Source organism: Martinezella sp. CNPSo 3890 (genome assembly GCF_057784455.1).
Window position 1 is genome coordinate 1,121,951 of record NZ_JBXSOR010000001.1, and the last position, 18,932, is coordinate 1,140,882.

The window sequence follows — 18,932 nt, forward strand, 5'->3', positions numbered from 1 at the left end:
CCAAGTCGGAATGCAACAGCTTCTGCCGGATGATTTGAGGAATGAATGAAATGATCGCTGAGCCGATCCGGATGCAAAACAATAGCGAAAGGAACGGGGACAACGGAAATCGCGGGACCTCGGTGATTACGCGCACCAAGCCCAAAACCAAGAAACCCAATCTATACCGCGTGCTGCTTCTGAATGATGACTATACGCCCATGGACTTTGTGATCCATATCCTGGAGCGTTTCTTTCAAAAGGATCTCGAAAGTGCCACCCGCATCATGCTTCATGTCCACAACCACGGCGTGGGCGAGTGCGGCATATATACATATGAAGTAGCCGAAACGAAGGTGAGCCAGGTGATGGACTTTGCCCGGCAGCACCAGCATCCGCTGCAATGTGTTATGGAAAAGAAGTGAGGATCTGAACGTGCCAACATTTTCGCCTAGTCTTGAGAAGGCGCTGCATCAGGCACTGACCTACGCGAACGAGCGGCATCACGAGTATGCCACGCTGGAACATCTGCTTTTGGCGCTGGTAGACGACGCCGATGCCGCAGCTGTCATGGGCGCGTGCAATGTTGATCTCGACGCGCTCCGTAAGACTCTGACTGAATACGTCGATAATGAACTCTCCAACCTGGTCACGGGCTATGATGAGGACTCGAAGCCGACCTCCGGCTTCCAGCGTGTCATCCAGCGCGCCGTGATCCATGTGCAATCTTCCGGCCGCGAGGAAGTGACGGGCGCCAATGTCCTCGTCGCGATTTTCGCGGAACGGGAAAGTCATGCTGCCTTCTTCCTGCAGGAGCAGGAAATGACCCGCTATGACGCGGTCAACTATATCTCTCACGGCATCGGCAAGCGCCCGGGTTCCTCCCAGACCCGCACGCCGCGCGGCGCCGAGGAAAGCGAATCCGAGAGCAAGCCGACCTCCCGCGGCGAGCAGGAGGAGGGTAATGGCAAGAAGCAGCAGGACGCCCTGAAGGCCTATTGCGTCAACCTCAATGAGAAGGCCAAGAACGGCAAGATCGATCCGTTGATCGGCCGTAACTCCGAGGTCAACCGCACCATCCAGGTGCTGTGCCGCCGCTCGAAGAACAATCCGCTCTATGTCGGTGATCCAGGCGTGGGCAAGACGGCGATTGCCGAGGGTCTTGCCAAGCGGATCGTCGAGGGCAAGGTTCCCGAAGCACTGGCCGATGCAACGATCTTCTCGCTCGATATGGGCACGCTGCTTGCCGGCACCCGTTATCGCGGCGATTTCGAAGAACGCCTGAAGCAGGTCGTCAAGGAGCTCGAAGAATATCCGGGCGCCGTGCTGTTCATCGACGAGATCCACACCGTCATCGGTGCGGGCGCCACCTCCGGCGGCGCGATGGACGCGTCGAACCTGTTGAAGCCGGCCCTTTCCTCGGGTGCGATCCGTTGCATCGGTTCGACCACCTACAAGGAATACCGTCAGTTCTTTGAGAAGGACCGGGCGCTCGTCCGCCGCTTCCAGAAGATCGACGTCAACGAGCCGAGCATTGAGGATGCCATCGAAATCATGAAGGGCCTGAAGCCCTATTTCGAAGAGTATCACCACCTGCGCTACTCGAACGACGCCATCAAGACGGCTGTCGAGCTGTCGGCTCGCTATATCTCCGACCGCAAGCTGCCGGACAAGGCGATCGACGTGATCGACGAGACGGGTGCGGCCCAGATGCTGCTGCCGCCGTCCAAGCGCCGCAAGCTGATCACCGAAAAGGAGATCGAAGCGACGATTGCGACCATGGCCCGCATTCCGCCGAAGACGGTGTCCAAGGATGACGAGATGGTTCTCGCCAACCTCGAACAGGAACTGCGTTCTGTGGTCTACGGCCAGGATACGGCGATCGAAGCACTTTCGACCTCGATCAAGTTGGCACGTGCCGGCCTGCGCGAACCGAACAAGCCGATCGGCTGCTACGTCTTCTCCGGCCCCACCGGCGTCGGCAAGACCGAAGTCGCCAAGCAGCTTGCCTCGTCGCTCGGCGTCGAACTGCTGCGCTTCGACATGTCGGAATATATGGAGCGTCACACGGTTTCCCGTCTGCTCGGTGCACCTCCCGGCTATGTCGGCTTCGACCAGGGTGGCCTGCTGACCGACGGCGTCGATCAGCATCCGCACAGCGTGGTTCTGCTCGACGAAATCGAGAAGGCGCATCCGGATATCTTCAATATCCTGCTGCAGGTCATGGACCATGGCGCGCTCACCGACCATAACGGCAAGAAGATCGACTTCCGCAACGTCATCCTGATCATGACGACCAATGCGGGCGCTTCGGAAATGGCCAAGGCCGCCATCGGCTTCGGCTCGTCCAAGCGTACGGGCGAGGACGAAGAGGCGTTGAACCGCCTGTTCACGCCGGAATTCCGCAACCGTCTGGATGCGGTCATTCCCTTCGCGCCGTTGCCGACGACCGTTATCCACAAGGTCGTTCAGAAGTTCATCATGCAGCTGGAAGCGCAGCTTTCCGAACGGAACGTGACCTTCGATCTGCACGAGGACGCCATCGCCTGGCTGTCCGAGAAGGGTTACGACGACAAGATGGGCGCCCGTCCGCTGGCGCGCGTCATCCAGGAAAACATCAAGAAGCCGTTGGCCAACGAAATCCTCTTCGGCAAACTGAAGAAGGGCGGCGTCGTCAACGTCACGGTCGGCAAGAAGGAAGACGGCACCATGGGCATTCTGCTCGAGGCGATCGCGGACACCGCTCCGATCCGGCCGAAGCCCGAAGCCGAAGTGGGTGATGTGCCGGCTGAGGTGGAAGAGGATGACGGCGACGTCACCGTCAAGACCCGGAGCCGCGTCGGCAGGGCTGCAACGGCAGCCGACAGCCGCCGCTCGGCCAAGGCCTCGCCTTCGAGCGAAAGCGGCGAGCCTGACGGCAAGTCGCCGCGCAAGGGCGGCGGCACGGTTCCGAAGGTTCCGCGCAAGTAATCACCGATCGGTGATTTGAGGAAAAATGAAACGGCTGCATTGGAGACAATGCAGCCGTTTTTATATGGTTATAAGGAATACCTCATAAATGAGATGAGGTTGCCGGGATCAAGCCAAGGCTTCGATGATCTTTCTAGCGTTTTCCGCCAATACAGCGCCATCTTCCATTTTGCCCGAATGCGGCTTCAGCGCGACGCCCTCGATGCGGGGGATAACGTGGAAATGCAGATGGAAGACGGTTTGTCCCGCAGGCGGCTCGTTAAACTGCGCGATATAGACGCCGTCGGCATCAAAGGCTTCCCGAACGGCGACAGCGATCTTCTGCACCACAGTGATTGCCTGCTGTAATGCAGCCGGGTCGGCATCGAAAATATTGCGCGAGGGTGCCTTCGGCACGACAAGCGTATGGCCAGGCGACTGCGGCATCACATCCATGAAGGCGACCGTGTGCTCATCCTCGTAGACGCGATAGGAAGGAATATCGCCCTTCAGGATCTTTGCGAAGATATTGTTGTCGTCATAGGCGGGGATGGTCATCCGGTATCTCCTCGTCTTGCGTTTATGGTTATCCCATACGGCTAGATATCTTGCCGTTCGCCTTTGCGGAAGGGGCTGTGCTCGGTGAGAATTTCGCTCATCTCCTCTATCTGTTCCCGCTCATGCTTCAGATAGTCCGCAACGGCGCGCCGCAGGCCCTGATGGCCAATGTAATGCGCCGAATGCGTGATCACTGGAAGATAGCCGCGTGCCAGCTTGTGTTCACCCTGCGCCCCGGCTTCCACCCGCTTCAGCCCCTTGCTCAGCGCAAAATCGATTGCCTGGTGATAACAGACCTCGAAATGCAGGAAGGGGTGGTCCTCGATGCAGCCCCAATGGCGGCCGTAAAGCGTTTCACCGCCAATGAAGTTGATAGCGCCGGCGATATAACGGCCTTCGCGCTTGGCCATGACGAGCAGGATGTCGTCAGGCATGCGCTCGCCGATCAGCGAATAGAATTTTCGCGTGAGATAGGGGCGGCCCCATTTGCGGCTGCCGGTATCCATATAGAAGGCGAAGAACTGGTCCCATATGCCTTCCGTCAGGTCGCTGCCGGTCAGCCAGTCGATGGTGATGCCATGCTCGACCGCCGCGCGCCGTTCCTTCTTCAGCGCCTTGCGTTTACGCGATGCCAGCGTCTCCAGAAAGGCGTCGTGATCGGCATAGCCCTCGTTGATAAAGTGAAATTGCTGATCGGTACGATGCAGATAGCCGTCGCCTTCGAAGACCGAGGCTTCCTCCTCAGGCAGAAAGGTGATGTGCGCTGAGGAAACGCCGAGCTGCCGCGTGACTTCCTTCAGGCTTTCGGCGAGCGCTGGCTGCAGCACGCTCCTATCCTGCCCTTCGGCCACCAGCAGCCGCGGCCCGGTGGCGGGCGTGAAGGGAATGGAGCATTGCAGTTTCGGATAATAGCGTCCGCCGGCACGCTCGAAGGCATCGGCCCAGCCATGGTCGAAGACATATTCGCCCTGGCTATGGCTCTTGAGGTAGCCGGCGACGGCACCAAGCAATTCGCCGCTTTCGGTTTCCAGCAGCAGGTGATTACCGAGCCAGCCGGTCTTGTCGGTGGCGGAACCGGACTCCTCAAGCGATGAGAGGAAGGCGTGCGAGACAAAGGGATTGTAGGGCAGGACGCTGCCGGTTCTGGACGCTCCGGCCAGCTTCGACCAGCTCTCCGGGGCGATATTCTTGAAGGATCGTTCGACTCGAATGGATAATTCGTCTGTCATCAAACTCTTGCGCTTGGAAGGAAAGAAGGGGCTCTCACCGCTGCGCCATCCGCCCGAAGGGCGTACTGTCGGCGCAGCGGCAATTTGGGTATGCGCAAAGCCTCTTCTCAATCGATGCCGATTTACGAGGCCAGGCGCGGATCAAAACCTTCGAAGGTCATCTGGTCTGCATTGGCAAATGTATGTTTGCGGGCCGCTTCGTCGCGCACGGTCCAGGTGATGACCGGAATACCGCGCTGGCGTTGCGCCGTAACAAAGGGGTTCGGCAGGTGGCCGTAGAAGTACGAGATGAAGTCTAGCCCAAGATGCATGGCTTCGTCATGCTGAAAAAACGTCTCAGGCTTGTTTCCTTCAGCCGTCAGTCCGACAGGGTAGGGCGCTTCCAGCGCCTTGAGGTCCTTGAGCAGCCAATGATCGAAGCTCATCAGCGCCACATGCCCCTTGTAGCCTTCCAGCACTTCGAGCACGGATTCGGCAAAGCCATCGTCATCGCCTTCGCGCCCTTTCAGCTCCAGCACGAGCGGCACCTTGCCGTCGCAGAGCCGCAGGAGCTGCTTCAGCGTCGGGATCTTGTCCTTGGTACCGCCGACCGACAGCAGCCCGAGCTCGGCCGAGGTGCGTTCGCGCACTTCGCCCGGCAGATTGCAGACGCGTTGCAGGTCGTCGTCATGAAAGACCACCGGAACGCCGTCGGAGGCGTAGTGTAGGTCGCATTCGATGGCAAAGCCCGCCTCGATGGCACGGCTGAAGGCGGAGAGTGTATTTTCCCAGACTTCCTTGTTCATGTCATGATAGCCGCGGTGAGCGACCGGACGCTCGGTCAACCAGGCAAGCTTGCTCATTATGCAATTTCCAGAATAGCATCGATTTCAACGGCGGCATTGAGCGGCAGGGCGGCCATGCCGACGGCGGCGCGGGCATGCTTGCCGGCTTCGCCAAGCACGTTTGCCAGAAGATTGGACGCGCCGTTGATCACAAGGTGTTGTTCGACGAAATCGGGCGTCGAGGCGACGAAGCCGTTGAGCTTGATCAGCCGCTTGATCCGGCCGAGATCGCCGCCGAGGGCAGCTTTCGCCTGGGCGAGAATATTGATGGCACAAAGCTCGGCCGCCCGCTGCCCGCCGGCAACATCGACATCCTTGCCGAGATGACCCGTGACGCCGATCTTGCCGTTTTCCATCGGCAGCTGGCCCGACAGGTAGAGAAGATTGCCGCTGATGACATAGGGAACGTAGTTGGCGGCCGGTGCTGCAGCTTGCGGCAGAACGATGCCGAGTTCCTTCAGGCGGCCCTCGATAGCGTCGGACATTATTCATCTCCCGTTTTGTTGTAAAAACTTCAAAAATCCGGCATCAAGACTAAATTCGGTCACTTAGGATCGGCAGCCTCGTTCAGCCGAAAGCGTTCTTATAACATCGCGTGCGAGTCCAACAGGAGATAATGAATGTTCCGCTCGAGTCTTGCTGCTACCGTCGTTTCGGGCCTGAGCATTCTGTCACTGGGAACCTCGGCAGCCCATGCTGCCGGTCCGAGCGGGCTGATCGCGCATCGCGCCGTCTATGATCTCGAACTGAAGGATGCCTCCGATCGCTCCGGCATCTCCGGCATGGTCGGCCGCATGGTCTATGAGTTCGAAGGCTCCGATTGCACCGGATTCACCACCAATTTCCGCTTCGTGACGAAGATCGATACGGGGGACTCAACGCGCGTCAGCGACCAGCAGACGACGACCTTCGAGGATCTCGGCAAGCGACTGTTCCGCTTCGAGACCAAGTCCTATACCGACAGCCAGCTCGACAAGGATGTGCGCGGCGCCGCAAGCGACGACCAGAAGGGCATCAAGGTCGACCTCACCCAGCCGCAGAACAAGCAGGTCCAGATCATCGAGAGCCGCTTCCCGACGGAACACATGCTCGACATCATCCACAATGCGAAGCTCGGCAAGAACTTTTTCGAGGCGCAGGTTTTCGACGGTTCCGACGATGGGGACAAGCCGCTGATCGCCACCACCGTCGTCGGCAAGGAACAGACGCCGGCGACCGATGATCCCGATGCCGACAAGGCTGGCGCCTTCTCCAAGACGCCTTTTTGGCCGGTGACCGTGGCTTATTTCAACGAAAAGTCCACCGGCGACGCCATGCCCGTCTACCGGATGTCCTTTAAACTCTACGAGAACGGCATCACGCGCGACCTCACCATGGATTATGGTGACTTCGTGCTGACCGGCAAGCTCACCAAGCTTGAAGTTCTCGGTACGAAGGCGTGCCAATAGACTCTCGTTCAACGTGCAAAACCTCTGTCATAAAACTGTGATCCAAGTTTCACTATTGTGTGAAATGATCGACACGCAGAAGTAAGTGCAGATTCCCTCTGCTTCGATCTGAAATTGTAGTGGGGCGCGCGGGGGCATCGTCTTGGGGCGATTGGCAATTTTTGCGGTCGGCTCCCGAGTCTATGGGCGAGAAAGCACGACCTATGAGCAATACCGGTATCTCCACGAGTTCCAATAACACGCTGCCGGTCGTCGCGGCCGATCCGGCGGAAATCGCCCGCATCGGCGACAGCATAGATCTGACCGACAGGGCCGGCATTTCCGTCTATGGCGACCGTGCCCAGCAGGCCGTTTCCGATTATTCCGATCGTATCCTGCGCGAGGTGCGCACCCGCGATCTCGGCGAAGTCGGCAAGTTGCTGACCGATATCATCGTCAAGTCGAAGAAGCTCGATCCTGCCTCGTTGAAGGATGAGGGCTTCCTATCGCGGATGTTTTCCTCGTTCAGGGCGAAGCTGGAGCGTTTCAAGGAGCAGTTCGAAGACGTAGCCGGCCAGATCGATCGCATCGGGCTCGAGCTTGACCGTCACAAGGATATTCTGCGCCGGGACATCGCCCTTCTGGACGATCTGCATGAAGAGACAAAGCAGTCCATCGTGCAGCTTGATGCCTATGTGCAGGCCGGCAAGGATTTCGCCGAGCGTTTTCGTGCGACCGAACTTCCGCGCCTGAAAAGTTCCGCAGATGCGGCTTCGGCTAATCCTGGCGGCGGCATGCTGGAGGCGCAGGTCTATCAGGATAGCCTACAGGCCCTCGATCGCCTGGAAAAGCGGGTCTTCTACCTGCAGCAGGCACGCCAGCTCGGCATTCAGCAATTGCCGCAGATCCGTATCGTTCAGGCCGGTGACGAAACCCTGATCGAGAACCTGCAGGCGACGTCGGCACTGACCGTGCCGGCCTGGAAGCAGAAGATGGTGATCCTGCTGGGCCTGACCCAGCAGAAGTCCGCGCTCGAACTGCAGAAGACCGTCACCGACGCCACCAACGACATGATCCGCCAGGCATCGAAAATGATGAAGGACCAGGCGATTGCCATAGAACAGCAATCGCAGCGCGGTATCGTCGACATCGACACGCTTGCTGCCGCCAACCGCGATCTGATCGACACGATCGGTGGCGTCCTGAAGGTGCAGGAGGATGGCCGCGCCAAGCGGGCCGAGGCCGAGCAGCGAATGCAGAAAATGACCATTGAGCTCAAGAAGGCGATGATCGAGGCGCGGTGAACCCATGGCAACCCGCACTTTTGCTACCGCGCTGACGCTGGCAGGCACACTCCTGTTGAGCAGCTGCAATGTCGGCGGGCAGGTCTCGAAATTCTCGATCATTTCCGGCTCTGAAAACACCGTCCTGCAGCCGATCGTCGAAGAGTTCTGCAAGGAGAAGAAGGCGACTTGCAGCTTCACCTATGAGGGTACGCTGGATATCGGTCTGGCGCTCCAGAGCGAACAGGGCGTCGAACAGGATGCCGTCTGGCCGGCGTCGAGCGTCTGGGTCGATATGTTCGACACCAAGCGTCGCGTCAAGTCGCTGACATCGGTCGCACAGATGCCTGTTATTCTCGGCGTGCGCAAATCCAAGGCCGAGGCGCTCGGCTGGGTCGGCAAGCCGGTCTATATGAAGGACATACTGGCGGCAGTGAAAAGCGGTTCGCTGAAGTTTCTCATGACGTCGGCCACGCAATCCAATTCCGGCGCCAGTGCCTATCTTGCCATGCTGTCGAGTGCGCTCGGCAACAAACCGGTGATAGAGCCGGGCGATCTCGACAAGCCGGATGTCCAAAGCACGGTTCGCGCGCTGCTTGGCGGTGTGGAGCGTTCTTCGGGCTCGTCGGGCTGGCTTGCAGATCTCTATACCGACTCCGCCGGCAAGGGTGTGCTTTACGACGCCATGTGGAATTACGAAGCGATTCTGAAGGAAACCAATGACAAGCTTGCCGGCATGGGCAAGGAGCCACTCTATGCCATCTACCCCGCCGATGGCGTCGTCGTCGCCGATTCGCCTATCGGCTTTATCGATCACGGGCGAGGGCAGGAGGTCGAGACCTTCTTCAACCAGCTCGTCGGCTATTTGCGTTCCGCGCCAGTGCAGAAACGCATTGCCGATACGGGTCGCCGCATCCCGCTCTCCGATATTGCCGCCAAGCCGGACCTGACATGGAATTTCGATCCGACCCGGATCGTGACGGCCATCCGCATGCCGGAGCCTGCCATGATCCGCCAGGCGCTTGATCTTTATCAGGTGGGGCTGCGCAAGCCTTCGCTGACGGCTCTCTGCCTCGATTTTTCGGGCTCGATGGCGGGCAAGGGCGAAGAACAGCTTCAGGCGGCCATGCAATTCCTGTTCAACCCGGAAGAAACAGGCAAGGTCCTGGCGCAATGGACGCCAGCCGATCGCATCATCGTCATTCCCTTTGACGCCAATGTTCGCACCACGATCGAGGCGACCGGGAGGCCCGATCAGCAAAAGATGTTGGTCGAAAGGGTTTCTCGGCAGCATGCGGGTGGAGGTACTGATATGTATGCCTGTGCGAGCAAGGCGCTCGACCGGATGAAGTCGACGCAAGAGCTGTCATCCTACCTGCCCGCGATCGTCATCATGACCGATGGAAAATCCGATGATGGGAATGGCTATTTCATGAGCCGCTGGGCATCGGTAAGCCCGCATGTGCCAGTGTTCGGCATCACCTTCGGCGATGCCGACAAGCGGCAGCTCGATGCCCTCGCGCAGGAGACCTCGGCGCGCGTCTTCGACGGCCGTGGTGATCTGGTCAGCGCATTCCGGGCGGTGCGCGGCTATAACTAGAGCATTTCTGTTCTGAACGGAGTCACAGAAATGCTCTATCTCTTTGTTTTCACGCAATTCCGGACGCAAAACCGCTTCGCACTTTTGCTGGAATTGCTCTAGGACGATAATGCGCAATTGGTTCGGCAATGACTGGAATTGGATCGTGGCGGGGCTTGCTGCCGCGATCATCGTTCCCGTGCTCAGCTTTCTTGCCGGCATGCCGATATGGATTGCCGCCATCATCGGTCTTTTGGTCTTCGTCGGCCTGATTTTCCTCCTTGCACCTAAGCGCATGTTCGAGGGGCTGGATGCGAAGGCGATCGGCAGGGGGCGTCTGGAGTTCGCCCGCGACCTGTTGAGCACGGCTGCTCCCGCGGCCGAAAGGCTGGAAGCATCGGCGAACCAGATCGGCAGCAAGGATGTGGCAAAACGGGTGCGGCATCTGGCGGAGATCGCCGCGGACGTCTTTGCGAAGGTGGAAGCCAATCCGGAAAGCGCCGGCACCGTCAGACGGTTCCTCAGCTACTATCTGCCGCGCGCGGCGGAGGTGGCGGAGGGCTTTGCCGTCATCGAGGCGAAACGCCAGCCGGATGTTGCGCGCCTTCAGGAGGTCGGTCTCGTTCTGACCAAACTGGAAGATGCTTTCGTACACTATTCCGACAGCCTGATCGAAGACAGGCTCGATACGCTTGATACGGAGCTGCGCCTCATACAGGCCTCACTCAAAGAGGATATAGGACGCTGATGGCCATTTCTCGCCGCGCTTTTGGAGTAGGGCTTCTTGCCGCCGGGGTCGCAGGGACTGGAGGCTATTTCGCCGTCAAGGACAGGCCGGAGCTGCAAGGGCTGCTCGGCAACAGCACCAAGCTCTTCGGCTTCATCGGCGGCGAGAAGGAGGCATTCCTTGCCGATGCCGACGTGGTATCGGCACTGCACAGTCATGGCCTTGAGATCAACAGCCGCGTCGCAGGCTCCGTGGAAATGGTGCGGGAGCAGGCGCTTCTGTCGCAGAATCCCGCCTTCCTCTGGCCATCCTCGTCGATCATGGTCGATATCGCCCGGCAGAATGGCATTAGGATCCGCAACGACCGCGTCATCCTCAACACGCCCGTCGTAGTCTATTCCTGGCAGCCGGTCGTCGATGGATTGACCAAGGCGGGGCTTGTCAACACGACGCCGGAGGGGCAGCACCAGCTTGATCTCAAGGCGCTGCTGGATGCCATGCTTGCCGGCACGAACTGGTCGAAGCTCGGTGTCAACTCGCTCTATGGCCAGGCCCGAATCGTGTCGACCGATCCGAATCGCTCCAATTCCGGCTTCATGTTTTCCGGCCTGGTACTGAGCCTCCTGAGCGGCAACGTCGCGAGTCCGGACGCTCTGGCGCAGTTCGGGGACAAGGCCCAGGCGATCTTCCGCAACATGGGTTTCAAGTCGTCTTCGTCGGGCAAGTTGTTCGAACAGTATCTCGCGGGCGGCATTGGCGGCGAACCGATGATCGTCGGCTATGAGAATCAGCTGGTGGAATGGATCATCGCCGATCCGCAGCGTTGGAAGAGGGTTCAGGCGAGCAACAGCGCCAAGCCCGTCGTGCTCTATCCGCATCCAACCGTCTATTCCGCGCATCCGTTGATCGCGATCGACGAACAGGTCGATCGCATGATCGAAGCTCTCGTCAGCCCGCGATTGCAGGAGCTCGCCTGGACCAGGCACGGTTTCCGCGGACCGCTCGGCACCGCGACCGGCGATGCCGACAATGCCATCGCCGGCCTGCTGCCGGCCGAGATCGATGCCGTATTGCCTATGCCGGATGCCAATGTCATGCTGGCGCTTCTTGATAAATTGGCCAGCTGAGGGCATGGCGAGATTGTTTTTTTGATCCAAAAGCCTTGCATTCCAAGCGAATCGAAGGTATGGGCACCCGCATTCCACACGTAAGGCATGGGATTGTCCGGGAGAAATCCGGATTTTTCCGCCCGGTGGCATTCTCGAAGAGGATGCTGTTCGCCTTGCGGAGGTTCAACCGGAAAAGGATACAAAGGCATGGCATTGCCCGATTTTTCTATGCGCCAGCTTCTCGAAGCAGGTGTTCACTTCGGTCACCAGACGCACCGCTGGAACCCGAAGATGAAGCCGTACATTTTCGGCGATCGTAACAACATCCACATCATCGACCTCGCCCAGACGGTTCCGATGCTGAGCCGCGCTCTGCAGGTTGTCAGCGACACCGTTGCCCGCGGCGGCCGCGTTCTGTTCGTCGGCACCAAGCGCCAGGCGTCCGAACTGATCGCCGACAGCGCGAAGCGTTCGGCTCAGTACTACGTCAACGCCCGCTGGCTCGGCGGCATGATGACCAACTGGAAGACGATCTCCAACTCGATCCAGCGCCTGCGCAAGCTCGACGAAATCCTCTCCGGCGAAGCCCAGGGCTTCACCAAGAAGGAGCGTCTGAACCTCGAGCGCGAGCGCGAAAAGCTCGACAAGGCCCTCGGCGGTATCAAGGACATGGGCGGCACGCCGGACCTGATGTTCATCATCGACACCAACAAGGAAAAGATCGCGATCGACGAAGCCAAGCGCCTTGGCATCCCGGTCGTCGCCATCATCGACTCGAACTGCGATCCGGACCTGATCGACTATCCGATCCCGGGCAACGACGACGCCTCGCGCGCCATCGCTCTTTACTGCGACCTGATCTCGCGTGCTGCCATCGACGGTATCGCTCGCCAGCAGAGCGCATCGGGCCGTGACCTCGGCGCTTCCGAAGAAGCTCCGGTCGAGCCGACCCTGGCGGACGGCACCGAAGCCTGATCGCGCCAAGCGGCGGGCAGAAGATTGCCCGCCCAAGCGCATTGATATCCGGGATAAGGCCGTTTGCGACTTCAAGAAGTTCGAGCGGCCTTATCGCGTTTTTGATAACGCCTCGCCTGGGCGGAAAATCCAGGCATGTTCCAATCAAGAATTCCATAGTATGGCGCGGTTTCATAACGCTGTCATACTTACGGGTACATTTCGTCCCTCAAATCGGTGCCGCTTCGGCTCAAGCCGTTTGCCGCACCGTATGAACCGACAAGAGGAAGCTTATGACCGAGATTACGGCTGCACTGGTGAAAGAACTGCGCGAAAAGTCTGGCGCAGGCATGATGGACTGCAAGAAGGCGCTGACCGAGACGAACGGCGATATCGAAGCCGCAATCGACTGGCTGCGCGCCAAGGGCATCTCCAAGGCCGACAAGAAGTCCGGCCGCACCGCCGCTGAAGGCCTGATCGCCATTGCCGGCGCTGGTCACAAGGCCGTTGTTGTCGAGCTCAATTCCGAAACCGACTTCGTTGCCCGTAACGATGCCTTCCAGGACCTCGCTCGCGGCATTGCCGAAGTTGCGCTGTCCACCGACGGTACCGTTGAAGCCATTTCGGCTGCGACCTATCCCGCATCCGGCAAGCCGGTCGCCGACGCCATCAAGGACGCGATTGCTACCATCGGCGAGAACATGACGCTCCGTCGTGCCGCCAAGCTGGAAGTCGAGCATGGCGTTGTGGCGACCTACATCCATAACGCTGCTGGCGACGGTATCGGCAAGCTCGGCGTTCTGGTCGCCCTGAAGTCGGTCGGTGACAAGGCTGTTCTGACCTCGATCGGCCGCCAGATCGCCATGCACATCGCTGCTACGAACCCGCTGGCTATCCGCGCCGAAGAAGTCGACGCAGCCGTCGCCGAGCGCGAACGCAACGTCTTCATCGAACAGTCCCGCGAATCCGGCAAGCCGGAAGCCATCATCGAGAAGATGGTCGAAGGCCGCATGCGCAAGTTCTTCGAGGAAGTCGCTCTTCTGTCGCAGGCTTTCGTCATCAATCCGGACCTGACGGTCGGTGCTGCGCTCAAGGAAGCTGAAAAGACCGCCGGCGCTCCGATCGAAATCACCGGCATGGCCCGCCTGCTGCTGGGCGAAGGCGTAGAGAAGGAAGAAAGCGACTTCGCCGCAGAAGTTGCAGCTGTCGCCAAAGGCTGATCTGAGCATTTCCAGGAAAAGTGCGTAGCGGTTTTCTGTTCGGAATGCGTAAGGAAACAAAACGATAGGGCTTTTCCGCAATTTAAAGAAGTGCGGAAAAGCACGGTCGAAAAGGGACATATCTCGGTTTGGTGAAACCATATCAGGGAAAACGTATGGGCATCGCGTGACAACGCGGTGCCCTTCGTGTATCCGGCTTTCACAATCATTCCCCCGATGATCACTTCAAGGAGCTACGATGTCCCAGCCGATCTACAAGCGCGTGTTGCTCAAGGCCTCTGGTGAAGCTCTGATGGGCAGCCAGGGTTTTGGTATCGATGTCACGGTCGCGGACCGGATTGCCGGTGATATCGCACAGGCGCGCGAAATGGGTGTTGAAGTCGGCGTCGTGGTTGGCGGCGGCAATATCTTCCGCGGGGTAGCCGTGGCCTCCAAGGGCGGCGACCGGGTGACCGGCGACCACATGGGCATGCTCGGCACGGTCATCAATGCGCTGGCGCTGGCGACGTCGCTGCGCAAGCTCAATATCGATACCGTCGTGCTCTCGGCCATCTCCATGCCGGAAATCTGCGAAAGCTTCTCGCAGCGCGCAACGCTCTACCACCTCTCGCTCGGCCGCGTGGTCATCTTCGCCGGCGGCACCGGCAATCCCTTCTTCACGACAGATTCTGCTGCCGCGCTGCGTGCCGCCGAAATGGGCGCTGAAGCGATCTTTAAGGGAACTCAGGTCGATGGCATCTATTCCGCCGATCCGAAGAAGTTCCCCGATGCCGAACGCTTCGATCATCTGACCCATAGTCAGGTGCTCGAAAAGGGGCTGGCCGTCATGGACGTCGCCGCCGTGGCGCTTGCACGCGAAAATTCCATTCCGATCGTCGTCTTCTCCATACACGAGAAGGGCGGCTTTGCGGAAATCTTGACCGGCGGCGGCCGCAAGACCATCGTATCAGACAACTGACATTCCTGTGACGCCGGGTCAGCCCCGGTGTCGCCTCATTACAGGGGAGTATAGACATGAGTGAAGCCAGCGATCTCAAGGAACTGAAGCGCCGCATGGATGGCGCCATTGCGGCATTCAAGAGCGACATCGCATCACTGCGCACCGGGCGCGCATCCGCCAACATCCTCGATCCTGTGACGATCGAAGCCTACGGCTCGCGCATGCCGCTGAACCAGGTGGCCAATATCACCGTGCCGGAGCCGCGCATGCTGACTGTGTCGGTGTGGGACAAATCGATGGTCAGCGCTGTCGAGCGTGCCATCCGCGAATCCAATCTCGGCCTCAATCCGATCGTCGATGGCCAGAACCTGCGCATCCCGCTGCCGGAACTCAACGAAGAGCGTCGCCGTTCGCTGGTGAAGGTCGCGCATGAATATGCCGAAAAGGCGAAGGTGGCGATTCGCCACGTGCGCCGTGATGGCATGGATGGCCTCAAAAAGGCCGAAAAGGATGGCGTAATCGGTCAGGACGAGAGCCGCTCTCTCTCTGAACGTGTGCAGAAGATGACGGATGAGACGATTTCGGAAATCGACCGCTTGCTAGCCGACAAAGAAAAGGAAATCATGCACGTCTGATCGCATGCTGGGGAGTGTCGCGCTTTCGATTTTCGCAATATTGAAAGCGGCGGCTGCGCCCTAGATTATGAGGCCAGAGCATCTTCCGCCGAACGAAACCGGACCCATATGTCAGCTCCTACGTTCTCTGTCGTACCTGAACACGTTGCCATCATCATGGATGGCAACGGACGCTGGGCCAATGCGCGCGGTCTGCCGCGCACCATGGGCCACCGCAAGGGCGTGGAGGCGGTTCGGGAGACGGTGCGGGCTGCCGGCGATATCGGCATAAAATATCTGACGCTGTTCGCCTTCTCCTCGGAGAATTGGCGCCGGCCCGAGGCGGAGGTGAGCGATCTCCTCGGCCTTCTCAAGGCGTTCATCCGGAGGGACCTTGCCGAGCTTCATCGCCAGAATGTGCGCATCCGCGTCATCGGCGATCGCAGCGGCCTGCGTGGCGATATCCTGCCCTTGCTGCTCGAGGCAGAGGAGACCACTAGGAACAACACGGCCCTGACGCTGGTCATCGCCTTCAACTATGGCTCGCGTGACGAAATCACGCGTGCCTTCGTAAGTCTTGCCAAGGATGTCGAAGCCGGAAGGCTGCGCCCGCAGGACGTTACTCCGGACCTGGTCGATGCCCGTCTCGACACGGCCGGTATTCCCGATCCGGATCTCATCATTCGCACGAGCGGCGAAGAGCGGCTCTCGAATTTTCTGCTCTGGCAGGCCGCTTATTCGGAGTTCATGTTCGTGCCGGACTACTGGCCCGATTTCAGCCGCGAGCTCTTCTTCTCGGCGTTGGAGAAATATGCTGCGCGCGACCGGCGTTTTGGCGGCCTTTCCGCCAAGCAGGCGGCGGCCGTGGGGTCCTGATGAGCCGCGAACTCAGGCTGCGCATTATCTCCGGCATCATTCTCGCCGCCATCGTTCTTGCAGCTACCTGGTATGGCGGCTCAGGCTTTCGCCTGCTGGCCGCCATAATCGGGCTGCTCGTCTATTATGAATGGTCGACTATATCGGATCTACATGGCCGTGATCCTCAGGGAAACGCGCTCGGCTGGCTTGGGCTCGTGTTGATCGCCGGTGCGACGGCATTGAGCGAATCCGTCTATTCCATCGAGGTTCTGGCCGTCTTCGTTGCTGTTACCGCGATCATGGTAGCCATACGTGGAAAGAGCTGGTGGCTGCCGGGCGGCATATTCTATTCCGGATTGACGGCAATTGCCCTTGCCGAGATCCGTGATGACGATTTTCGCGGCTTCGTGCTGATGCTGTTCGTCTTTGCCACGGTATGGGCGACGGACATCTTTGCCTATTTCGTCGGCCGCGCTATCGGGGGGCCGAAGCTCGCACCGAGCATATCGCCGGGCAAGACCTGGTCGGGTGCCATCGGCGGTGCTATCGCGGCCGTCATCGCGGGAACGGCGGTCGTGTGGAGCTTCTTTTCGCCAGAAGACCTGTGGATTCCTCTTCTTGCCCTGGTGCTTTCCGTCTGCAGCCAGATCGGCGACCTGTTCGAATCGTTCGTCAAGCGCAAGTTTGGTGTGAAAGACTCGAGCCATCTGATTCCCGGACATGGCGGCGTCATGGATCGGGTCGATGGACTAATTTTTGCTTGTTTTGCGGCGTTTTTGTTGGCTATCGTAATAACGCTGACAATGAGCGGCGAGACCTTTTCATTGGGCGGCGTTCTGCTCGGGGTCTGATACTGGAGCAATTCCAGGAAAAGTGCGCAGCGGTTTTCCGTCTGGAATTGCGAGAAAACAGAAAGATGGAATGGTTCGGAGCTTCCGTGAAAGCTGAACCGCTCTAACACGAACAGGATCGTTGCATGGGTAGCGCGGCTGGCTTCATCGGTTTCTTGACGAACAACGTCATCACATTTGTCTTTGTGCTGTCGTTGCTCGTTTTTGTGCACGAGATGGGCCACTATCTGGTCGGTCGTTGGTCGGGCATCCGCATCATGGCTTTTTCGATCGGCTTCGGGCCGGAGATTGCCGGATTTACCGATAGACACGGCACACGCTGGAAGCTCTCCCTCATTCCGCTCGGCGGTTATGTGCGATTCTTCGGCGACGAGGACGCCTCCAGCAAGACCGATGTGGATCAGCTCTCGGCCATGACGGAGGAGGAGCGCGCCCAATCCTTCGCTGGAGCCAGGCTCTGGAAGCGGGCTGCAACCGTTGCGGCCGGACCGATCGCCAATTTCCTGCTCGCCATTGTAATCTTCGCAGTCCTTTTCAGCGTTTACGGCCGCACGGTTGCCGATCCGGTCGTGGCCATGGTGACGCGCGACGGTGCTGCCGCGGAGGCTGGCATCGAGCCAGGCGACCGCCTGATCGCCGTCGATGGCAACAAGGTGACGACTTTCGATGAAGTGCAGCGCTATGTCGGCCTGCGCCCGGGCCGCACTATCGTACTGACCGTCGACCGCGACGGCCAGAATCGCGATTTCCGGATCGTTCCGAAACTGGTCGAGGACACCGATCAGTTCGGCAACAAGATGGAAATGGGCCGTATCGGTATCGCGCTCGTCGATCCGGTGGTGACTGCGGTGGAACCGGCCGGACCGGCGGCAAAGGCCGGCGTGCAGGCAGGAGACCGTCTGATTGCTGTCGATGGCAATAATGCCGCTACTTATTACGATATCGGCCGTTATATCGCCGAGCGCCCCGGCAAGAGCATCGTGCTGACTATCCAGCGCGATGGCGTGATCCGCGATTTGCCGATCGTGACCGCAACATTGACGGATACGGACGCATCCGGAAACAAGAAGGATGTCGGCAGCATCGGCATCGCCCCGATCGATCCGTTGATCGCGTCGATTGGGGCTGACAGTCCGGCCCAGACGGCGGGCTTGGAACTTGGTGACCGCATTCTTTCTGTGGATGGACGGGAGATCGGCTCTATCGGCGAAGTGCAGCGTTATGCGGCTGCCCATGCCGACAAGCCCATGGCACTGTTGATCGAGCGTAATGGCCAGACCCGTGACGTATCGGTGACGCCGAGAAAGTCGGAGGAGACCGATGTCTTCGGCGCACGGACGGAGATTGCCACGATCGGCATCAGCGATGGTCAGAAGCCGATCAGGCTGCGTTACGAGGCTTATGGGCCGCTGCAGGCGCTTACCGAAGGTGTGAAGCAGACTGGCAGTATCGTTTCCGGCACTTTCGAATATCTCGGCAACGTCATCGGCGGATATATGAAGGCCGATCAGCTCGGCGGGCCGATCCGGGTTGCACAACTCTCCGGGCAAATGGCAACTCTGGGTTTTGCCGCGGTGCTCCAATTCGCCGCCATACTTTCTGTTTCAATAGGGTTATTAAATTTGATGCCCGTCCCGGTACTTGATGGCGGCCATCTGATGTTCTATGCGATTGAAGCCGTAAGGGGAAAACCTCTGGGTGCACGAGCGCAGGATATCGCTTTTCGGATTGGATTTGCGATGGTGCTCTCACTCATGGTGTTTGCAACCTGGAACGATATTAGTTCCAGAATAGGCTAGTGGGGCGACGAGAGGAAAATTACGATTTATTT

General features: G+C 59.1%; 18 protein-coding genes. 14 read left to right on the forward strand and 4 right to left on the reverse strand.

Translation table 11 applies throughout. The features are described from left to right. Positions 1-50: 50 nt before the first annotated feature. Both clpS and clpA read left to right on the forward strand, forming a co-directional pair. Positions 51-404 (forward strand): ATP-dependent Clp protease adapter ClpS, encoded by a 354-nt coding sequence (gene clpS / locus AC13RC_RS05545; protein WP_069612294.1) that lies wholly within the window; start codon positions 51-53, stop codon positions 402-404. Between the two features lie 10 nt (positions 405-414). Next, entirely contained in the window at positions 415-2,949 is a 2,535-nt protein-coding gene (gene clpA, locus AC13RC_RS05550) for an ATP-dependent Clp protease ATP-binding subunit ClpA (RefSeq protein WP_488556663.1), read from the forward strand. Between the two features lie 108 nt (positions 2,950-3,057). On the opposite strand, the gene AC13RC_RS05555 is transcribed toward clpA, so the two are convergent. From AC13RC_RS05555 to AC13RC_RS05570, 4 genes are all read right to left on the reverse strand, one after another. Further along, a complete protein-coding gene (locus AC13RC_RS05555) occupies positions 3,058-3,486 on the reverse strand; it encodes an HIT family protein (RefSeq protein ID WP_113389594.1) in 429 nt (142 codons plus the stop codon). A gap of 41 nt (positions 3,487-3,527) precedes the next feature. Next, positions 3,528-4,715 (reverse strand): GNAT family N-acetyltransferase, encoded by a 1,188-nt coding sequence (locus AC13RC_RS05560; RefSeq protein WP_113389595.1) that lies wholly within the window; start codon positions 4,713-4,715, stop codon positions 3,528-3,530. A 122-nt stretch (positions 4,716-4,837) separates the two neighbouring features. Beyond that, complete coding sequence (locus AC13RC_RS05565; RefSeq protein ID WP_112721370.1) at positions 4,838-5,557, reverse strand: glycerophosphodiester phosphodiesterase; 720 nt, start codon at positions 5,555-5,557, stop codon at positions 4,838-4,840. Further along, positions 5,557-6,024, reverse strand: coding sequence for a RidA family protein (locus tag AC13RC_RS05570; RefSeq protein WP_092715564.1), 468 nt, complete (start codon positions 6,022-6,024; stop codon positions 5,557-5,559). The genes AC13RC_RS05565 and AC13RC_RS05570 overlap by 1 nt, the downstream gene beginning before the upstream one ends. A 135-nt stretch (positions 6,025-6,159) precedes the next feature. On the opposite strand from AC13RC_RS05570, the gene AC13RC_RS05575 reads away from it, so the two are divergent. The 12 genes from AC13RC_RS05575 (at position 6,160) to rseP (ending at position 18,900) form a co-directional block, all read left to right on the forward strand. Beyond that, on the forward strand, positions 6,160-6,987 hold the full coding sequence (locus AC13RC_RS05575) for a cell envelope integrity EipB family protein (protein WP_113333708.1): 828 nt from the start codon (positions 6,160-6,162) through the stop codon (positions 6,985-6,987). A gap of 203 nt (positions 6,988-7,190) precedes the next feature. Then, on the forward strand, positions 7,191-8,270 hold the full coding sequence (locus tag AC13RC_RS05580; protein ID WP_488556664.1) for a toxic anion resistance protein: 1,080 nt from the start codon (positions 7,191-7,193) through the stop codon (positions 8,268-8,270). Positions 8,271-8,274: 4 nt separating this feature from the next. Continuing rightward, complete coding sequence (locus AC13RC_RS05585) at positions 8,275-9,849, forward strand: substrate-binding domain-containing protein (protein WP_488556665.1); 1,575 nt, start codon at positions 8,275-8,277, stop codon at positions 9,847-9,849. A 109-nt stretch (positions 9,850-9,958) separates the two neighbouring features. Beyond that, positions 9,959-10,576, forward strand: a complete 618-nt coding sequence (locus AC13RC_RS05590) for a 5-bromo-4-chloroindolyl phosphate hydrolysis family protein (RefSeq protein ID WP_488556666.1) — start codon at positions 9,959-9,961, stop codon at positions 10,574-10,576. Continuing rightward, on the forward strand, positions 10,576-11,682 hold the full coding sequence (locus AC13RC_RS05595) for a hypothetical protein (protein WP_488556667.1): 1,107 nt from the start codon (positions 10,576-10,578) through the stop codon (positions 11,680-11,682). Before AC13RC_RS05590 ends, AC13RC_RS05595 begins: the two co-directional genes overlap by 1 nt. Positions 11,683-11,871: 189 nt before the next feature. After that, complete coding sequence (gene rpsB / locus AC13RC_RS05600) at positions 11,872-12,639, forward strand: 30S ribosomal protein S2 (RefSeq protein ID WP_047633284.1); 768 nt, start codon at positions 11,872-11,874, stop codon at positions 12,637-12,639. 272 nt (positions 12,640-12,911) lie between these two features. Next, positions 12,912-13,838, forward strand: a complete 927-nt coding sequence (tsf, locus tag AC13RC_RS05605) for a translation elongation factor Ts (RefSeq protein ID WP_069612087.1) — start codon at positions 12,912-12,914, stop codon at positions 13,836-13,838. Between the two features lie 238 nt (positions 13,839-14,076). Then, entirely contained in the window at positions 14,077-14,796 is a 720-nt protein-coding gene (gene pyrH, locus AC13RC_RS05610; RefSeq protein ID WP_113333713.1) for a UMP kinase, read from the forward strand. Between the two features lie 56 nt (positions 14,797-14,852). After that, positions 14,853-15,413: a ribosome recycling factor gene (gene frr, locus AC13RC_RS05615; RefSeq protein WP_095434804.1), complete on the forward strand. Its 561-nt coding sequence runs from the start codon at positions 14,853-14,855 to the stop codon at positions 15,411-15,413. 39 nt (positions 15,414-15,452) lie between these two features. Then, complete coding sequence (locus AC13RC_RS05620; protein WP_488556759.1) at positions 15,453-16,268, forward strand: isoprenyl transferase; 816 nt, start codon at positions 15,453-15,455, stop codon at positions 16,266-16,268. After that, positions 16,268-17,101 (forward strand): phosphatidate cytidylyltransferase, encoded by an 834-nt coding sequence (locus tag AC13RC_RS05625; protein WP_488556668.1) that lies wholly within the window; start codon positions 16,268-16,270, stop codon positions 17,099-17,101. The genes AC13RC_RS05620 and AC13RC_RS05625 overlap by 1 nt, the downstream gene beginning before the upstream one ends. 125 nt (positions 17,102-17,226) lie before the next feature. Continuing rightward, positions 17,227-18,900 (forward strand): RIP metalloprotease RseP, encoded by a 1,674-nt coding sequence (rseP, locus tag AC13RC_RS05630; RefSeq protein ID WP_488556669.1) that lies wholly within the window; start codon positions 17,227-17,229, stop codon positions 18,898-18,900. Positions 18,901-18,932 lie beyond the last annotated feature (32 nt).